The following is a 7506-nucleotide window of genomic DNA, read 5'->3' on the forward strand; positions in this document are numbered from 1 at the left end:
TAGAATGTTGATTTACAGCTTTTAATATTATATCCACAAATTCCACAAATTGTATCCCTGCGCAATTCTTAATTATTTCAGCAATAGACTTCTATTACACGGATTATTCCTTCGGAATTGATTACCAGGCTGTAAATAACGGGCTGAAGGCCCACATCATCATAGCCTGGGGTAAAGCGTAGCGACACCCCAGGACCAGTCATCCCCATCATCCCGCTGCAACCGTGAATATCTTAATGCAGGAGTTTATTTGCAGCGGAATAGGTAGTTGTATGGTTAAGGGGATAGAATGTTGAAAACCATACCACAAAAAAAAGGCTGCTCATGCGAGCAGCCTCTTCTTTAACTTATTCAATATGTTTTAATTGTCTTTCTCTTTTTCTTTTGAAAGCTCCACAATGGCCGTGACAATCTTCTCTTCCTTACTGTCAAAATCCACTTTAATAATATCTCCTTCAGAAACAGATGCCTGAATAATTACTTCAGCCATTTCATCCTCAAGGTATTTCTGTATAGCTCGTTTTAAAGGACGGGCGCCATACTGAATATCGTAGCCTTTAGATGCAATAAAGTCTTTGGCGGCATCTGATAATTCCAATTTATAGCCCAAACCTTCCACGCGTTCATATAACCCTTTTAATTCGATATCAATAATCTTATGAATATCATTTTTCTCCAGGTTGTTGAAGATAATCACATCATCAATACGGTTGATAAATTCAGGCGCGAATGCCTTTTTCAAAGCTTTTTCTATTACACCCTTGGCATGGTCCTGATCCGAAATGCTGCTCTTAGGAGTAAAACCAACTCCGCGACCAAAGTCTTTCAACTCTCTTGTTCCAATGTTAGAGGTCATAATGATGATGGTGTTCTTAAAGTCCACTTTTCGTCCCAAACTATCGGTCAAACGACCTTCATCCAGTACCTGAAGCAGTAAATTAAACACATCGGGGTGGGCTTTTTCAATTTCATCTAAAAGCACCACTGCGTAAGGGCGACGGCGCACCTTTTCAGTTAGTTGACCACCCTCTTCGTAACCTACATATCCCGGAGGCGCTCCAACTAATCGCGAAACAGAGAATTTCTCCATGTATTCGCTCATGTCGATGCGTATTAATGCGTCGGTCGTATCAAAAAGATACTTGGCCAGCACCTTTGCAAGATGTGTTTTACCTACACCGGTCGGACCCAAAAAGACAAATGAACCAATCGGACGATTCGGATCTTTCAATCCAGCACGATTACGCTGGATGGCTTTAACGATCTTTTCAATGGCCTTGTTCTGACCAATCACCGAACCATTTAATTCTTTACCCATCTTAAGTAGGCGGAAACCTTCGGCTTGTGCCACGCGCTGAACAGGAATGCCTGTCATCATGGCAACAACTTCTGCCACTTTTTCAGCATCTACGCTCTCGCGGTGTTGAAGCAGTTCTTCTTCCCACTTGCTTTTGGCACTTTCAAGTTCTTCAAGCAGACCTTTTTCCTTATCGCGGAAGCTGGCGGCCAACTCAAAGTTCTGTGCTTTAACAGCTTTTATCTTATTTTCTTTGATCTCATCTATATCATTCTCAATCTTAAGAATGGTCTCAGGTACCACAATATTAGATATATGTACACGTGAACCGGCTTCATCAAGGGCATCAATGGCCTTATCGGGCAGGTGACGGTCAGATATATAACGTTCGGTCAGCTTCACACAGGCTTCAACAGCTTCCGGTGTGTAGTTAACATTGTGGTGATCTTCGTATTTTTCGCGGATATTATTCAGTATCTCAACTGTTTCCTCAATGGAGGTCGGTTCTACCATTACCTTTTGAAAACGACGCTCTAAAGCACCATCTTTTTCGATGTGCTGACGGTATTCATCCAGGGTGGTGGCTCCGATACATTGAATTTCACCACGTGCCAGTGCCGGCTTAAGCATATTGGCGGCATCGAGTGATCCTGTTGCTCCACCTGCACCTACAATAGTGTGGATCTCATCAATAAAGAGGATGATATTTGGATTGCGGCTCAGCTCATTCAAAATGGCTTTCATGCGCTCTTCAAACTGTCCGCGATACTTGGTACCGGCCACAATAGAAGCCAGATCAAGGGTTACCACACGCTTATCAAATAATACGCGAGATACTTTCTTTTCAATGATTCGCAGTGCCAGCCCCTCTGCAATGGCTGATTTACCAACACCGGGTTCACCTATCAATATCGGGTTATTCTTTTTACGACGGCTCAGAATCTGCGCCAGACGCTCAATTTCTTTTTCACGGCCTACAATAGGATCGAGGCGGTTTTCTTCAGCTGCTTTGGTAATATCAATACCAAAATTATCCAAAACAGGGGTGTCGGAACCTGATTTAGAACTTGATTTGCTACCTTCTCCTGATGATCCGGAACCCGAGCCCGAGCCGGAAAATGGGCTGTCCTGATCGTCATCTTCAGGATAATCGGCTTTAGCCAGCGGCTCTTCACGGTCAAGCATATCCTTGACTTTGTAGTAATTAATATTTTCTTCTGCCATAATTTCCCATATTATACTGCTCTTTTCCTTAAGCAGCGCGATTAGTAGATGGCCTGTATTAATGCGGTCACTTTTTAAGGCTTTGGCTTCGAGGTGAACCAGTTTAAGTACTCGTTCAGACGACTGTAGCAGGGGCAGATTATCACTCTGGATGGGTTCATTTTCCAGTAAGTGACGTTCAAGGCAGCCTTTAATCTTTGGAATATCGGCATTCAGGCGTTGTAATATCTCTATTGCTACACCTTCTCCTTCCCGCAATATGCCAAGCATCAGGTGCTCGGGCGAAATATAGCGGTTGCCCAGTCGTTCAGCTTCTTCCTTGCTGTATGATATCACGTCTTTAATACGTGGCGAAAAGTTTAAATCCATATATTTTTAGAATCTTATATTACAAAACAAATGGTGGAGGCTCTTGTTTACTCCACCAGCAATAAATTATGAACAAGAACCATGCTAATTTTAAAAGTTCTCGTTTTTGAGCCTGAAAACTGACAATTATTCAGCTTTTATGTCAATCGTGAATTTAAATATTCTAGCGCCAATAATCAAAAAATGTTGATAACATTCCTGAGTATCTTAGGCTTTGCACTTGTTGATAAATTGTGTTAACAATCGTTTTTTCATGTAATCGAAATTACTTAAATTAGTGCGTTCAAAAAATGGCTCCCTAAAAGCCATTTTTTATGTAATAGCATATAATAAAACAAACTCATAAATGACTGAAGGAGAAAAAATAATTAAGATCAACATTGAGGAAGAGATGAAGTCTGCTTACATCGATTATTCGATGTCGGTAATCGTTTCGCGTGCCTTACCTGATGTTCGTGATGGTATGAAACCGGTACACCGCCGTGTTTTATATGGAATGAGTGAGCTGGGATTAGCCGCCAATAAACCATATAAGAAGTCTGCGAGGATTGTAGGAGAGGTGCTTGGTAAGTTTCACCCGCACGGTGATTCATCTGTATATTTCGCGATGGTGCGTATGGCACAGGAATGGTCATTGCGTTATCCTTTGGTTGATGGACAAGGAAACTTCGGATCGGTTGATGGTGATAGCCCTGCGGCTATGCGTTATACTGAGGCCCGCCTGAATAAGCTGGCTGAAGAAATGTTGGTTGACATTGAAAAGAATACAGTTGATTTCCAACTGAACTTCGATGATTCTATTCAGGAGCCAACAGTTTTACCAACCCGTATACCTAACTTATTAGTTAATGGAGCATCTGGTATTGCCGTAGGTATGGCTACCAATATGCCGCCTCATAACCTGAGCGACACCATTGATGCTACTGTTGCTTACATCGACAACAATGATATTGAAATTGATGAATTAATCAATATTGTAAAAGCACCTGATTTCCCGACAGGTGGTAGCATATATGGCTATCAGGGTGTTAAAGATGCTTTCCATACCGGTAAAGGACGGGTTGTAATGCGTGCCAAGTCGGATATTGAGACGGAAGCCAACGGGCGTGAGAAAATCGTTATTACCGAAATTCCTTACCTTGTTAATAAGGCCGAACTGATCATGAAGATTGCGGACCTGGTTAATGAGAAAAAGATCGACGGTATTTCAAATGTTAACGATGAGTCGGATCGTCAGGGAATGCGTATTGTTATTGACCTGAAGAAGGATGCTATCGCTAATGTTGTATTGAACCACTTATTTAAGTATACGGCTTTACAAACATCCTTTGGTGTTAACAATATTGCCCTGGTTAACGGACGTCCACAGTTATTAAACCTTAAGGGACTGATCAAGTGTTTTGTTGAGCACCGTCATGAAGTGGTGACCCGTCGTACTCAGTACGAATTGGACCAGGCTGAGAAGCGTGCACACATCCTTGAAGGTTTGATTATTGCCAGCGATAATATTGATGAAGTCATCAAGATTATTCGTGCTGCTCAAACACCTGATGAAGCTCGTCAGAACTTAATTGAACGCTTTGAATTGACAGATATTCAGGCGCGTGCTATTGTTGAAATGCGCTTGCGTCAGTTAACAGGACTGGAGCAGGATAAGTTACGTGCTGAATATGATGAACTGATGAAGGAAATTGCTCACCTGAAAGATATTCTTGCCAATGTCGAGTTGCGTATGAATATTATCAAAGAGGAGCTTGAAGAAGTTAAAGCTAAATATGGCGATGAGCGCCGCACTGATATAGTATATAGCTCTGAAGAGTTTAATCCTGAGGATTTCTATGCCGATGAAGAGATGATTATTACCATCTCACACCTGGGTTATATGAAGCGTACGCCTTTGGCTGAGTTCAAAACTCAGAACAGGGGTGGAGTTGGATCTAAAGGATCCACTACTCGCGATGAAGACTTTATCGAGCATATTTATCCGGCATCAATGCACAATACCATGTTGTTCTTCACTAAGAAAGGACGCTGTTTCTGGTTGAAAGTGTACGAGATACCTGAAGGAAATAAAACGTCTAAGGGCAGAGCTATTCAGAATCTGCTGAATATTGATCCGGATGATACCGTTAAAGCATTTATCAAGGTGAAGAAACTGAATGATGAAGATTACATCAATTCTCACTACATCATGATGGGTACGAAGAAAGGTATCGTTAAAAAATCATTACTGAAAGATTATTCTCGTCCACGTGTGAATGGTGTGAATGCTATTACCATCAAGGAAAATGATGAGTTATTGCAGGCTCGTCTGACCAATGGACAGTCTGAAATATTAATGGCAACACGCTCTGGTCGTGCCATCCGTTTTAATGAAACACAGGCCCGTTGTATTGGTCGTACAGGTGCCGGAGTGCGAGGTATCACGCTGGCTTCAGAGGCCGACGAGGTAGTTGGCATGGTTTGTGTTAAGAATACTGAAGCCGAAGACATTTTGGTTGTTTCGGAAAAAGGATATGGTAAACGATCTAAAACAGAAGATTATCGTGTGACCAACCGTGGTGGTAAGGGTGTAAAAACCATGAACATCAGTGATAAAACAGGTGAGTTGATTACCATTAAGAATGTGACCGATGATAATGATTTAATGATTATCAATCGTTCGGGTATAGCCATTCGCTTGTCAGTTAGTGAAATGAGGGTGATGGGACGTGCCACGCAGGGTGTTCGCCTGATTAATTTAAGTAAAAAACAAGACGAAATTGCATCGGTTGCTAAGGTAACATCGGAGGCTGCTATTGAAAATGAAGCGTTTGAAAACGATAACGGCGATGATCCTGTAACCGAAAATACAACGGAACAAACTAACGAATGAGGATAAATGCTATATTTGCCTCACAAAATCAATCTAAAACTTTTTGAAATGAAAAGATTAGCGCTATTTGCAATTCTAATTTTCAGCGTCTCAGCTGTATTTGCCCAGAAGGGTAAAGTATCAGCTGCAAGCGGTTACCTGGACACTAATGACCTTGAAGCTGCTAAAAAAGCAATTGACCAGGCTCTTGAGCATGAAAAGTCAATTAACTGGCCTAAGACATACATTGTAGCTGCCAAAGTTTACACTGAGTTATCTAAAGCCGGACAAGATGCTGAGGGTATCAAAAAAGCTGTAGACTTTTATAAAAAAGCTATTGAATTAGACCAAAAAGGTGATGCCAAAGGAAAAGGTATTGGTAAATATGAGAAGGAAATCAAGTTACAATTGACTTTCTTTAAGCCTGACCTGACTAACTCTGGTATCGAAGGTTTTAATACTGAGGATTTCAACCAGGCATTGTATGCGTTTGAAAACGTATTGTATTTCAATGCTTTACCAATGTTCCAGGAAGAAGCTCCAGGTATTGATACTGCTATTGTTTATAACTGTGCTTTAGCTGCTTACAATGCTAAAGACTGGCCAAAGGCTGAAGAGTTCTTCAACCAGGCTATTGACTTAAACTACGGTGGTGGTGATGCAGTTTTATTATTAGACCAGGTATTCGATGCCTCTGGTGATAGCCTTAAAGTTCCTGAGAACTTAAAAAGAGGTTTCCAGAAGTATCCTGAAGATGAGCGTATTTTAACAACTCTGATTCAGTATTACTTAGATGCTCAGGAAAACGATGCTGCATTGGAGTATTTGAATACAGCGATCGAAAAAGATCCAGAGAATCCATCTTTCTATTATGCTCGTGGTGTATTAAATGAAAACATCGATAAAGATGTTGCTATCAACGATTACAAAAAATGTCTGGAAATTGATCCTGCATTCTTTAACTCGTTATACAACATTGGTGTAATTTATTACAACAAAGGTGTTGAGCAGCAGAATGTTGCCAATGACAAGACAACCACTAAGGAGTTTAATGAGGCAATGAAGATTGCTAACGATTACTGGGAGCAGTCATTACCATTTATGGAAAAAGCTCACGAAGTGAAGCCTGAAGAAGCTGCAGTATTGGAAACTTTAAAAGGTTTATACTACCGTTTCGAAAGAATGGATAAGTACAATGAGGTTAAAGCTAAATTAGATGCTTTAAACTAATTCATTGAAATAATATAGAAGGTTAGCCGGTTTAATCGCCGGCTAATTTTTTAATATATAAATATAACATAATATGAAATATAAGACAAGTGTATTGATCGCCAATCACAGCTTGTAATTCCAGTAATAACAGTTACTTAGATAAATTGAAGCAAAATCATATGCATGATATATCCAATATATATATCGATTGAGAATACACTCATAACACAAATTGTATCTCTGCGGAAGTCTTAATTATTTCAGCAATAAACATGAATTATTCCTTCGGAATAGATTAACAGGCTGTAAAAACCTAAACCTCCTTAGAATTCCATATTTCAAAATACTTCACACATAATCCTTAAATATTCCATTTATATTTCGGAATTGCAGTGCCGAAATAATTTACAGCTTGTAATAAAATAACCACGGATATACTCTAATAAATTACAATTTTTTAAGCCACTTTTTCATTGGAGCTGTTCATATTTCTTTCTCTAGGATCAAGACAAATATAGTCTTGACTGTATGGTTTCTTGTTTTGAACAAC

General features: G+C 40.2%; 3 protein-coding genes. 2 read left to right on the top strand and 1 reads right to left on the bottom strand.

Annotation, left to right across the window (positions count from 1 at the left end; genetic code table 11):
• Window positions 1-361 precede the first annotated feature (361 nt).
• Window positions 362-2890, bottom strand: a complete 2529-nt coding sequence (locus ACRD69_RS22785) for an ATP-dependent Clp protease ATP-binding subunit (protein WP_430817465.1) — start codon at window positions 2888-2890, stop codon at window positions 362-364.
• A 346-nt stretch (window positions 2891-3236) separates the two neighbouring features.
• On the opposite strand from ACRD69_RS22785, the gene gyrA reads away from it, so the two are divergent.
• Together gyrA and ACRD69_RS22795 are read left to right on the top strand one after the other, a co-directional pair.
• On the top strand, window positions 3237-5765 hold the full coding sequence (gyrA, locus tag ACRD69_RS22790; protein WP_430817466.1) for a DNA gyrase subunit A: 2529 nt from the start codon (window positions 3237-3239) through the stop codon (window positions 5763-5765).
• 48 nt (window positions 5766-5813) lie between these two features.
• Window positions 5814-6974 (top strand): tetratricopeptide repeat protein, encoded by a 1161-nt coding sequence (locus ACRD69_RS22795; protein WP_430817467.1) that lies wholly within the window; start codon window positions 5814-5816, stop codon window positions 6972-6974.
• Window positions 6975-7506: the final 532 nt, after the last annotated feature.

Source organism: Carboxylicivirga agarovorans (assembly GCF_050589845.1).
Taxonomy (GTDB): Bacteria; Bacteroidota; Bacteroidia; order Bacteroidales; family Marinilabiliaceae; genus Carboxylicivirga; species Carboxylicivirga agarovorans.

Bases quoted from the DNA above. Each gene is read 5' to 3' on its own strand.
- gyrA (WP_430817466.1), top strand. From the start codon at position 3,237: ATGACTGAAGGAGAAAAAATAATTAAGATCAACATTGAGGAAGAGATG.
- ACRD69_RS22785 (WP_430817465.1), bottom strand. From the start codon at position 2,890: ATGGATTTAAACTTTTCGCCACGTATTAAAGACGTGATATCATACAGC.
- ACRD69_RS22795 (WP_430817467.1), top strand. From the start codon at position 5,814: ATGAAAAGATTAGCGCTATTTGCAATTCTAATTTTCAGCGTCTCAGCT.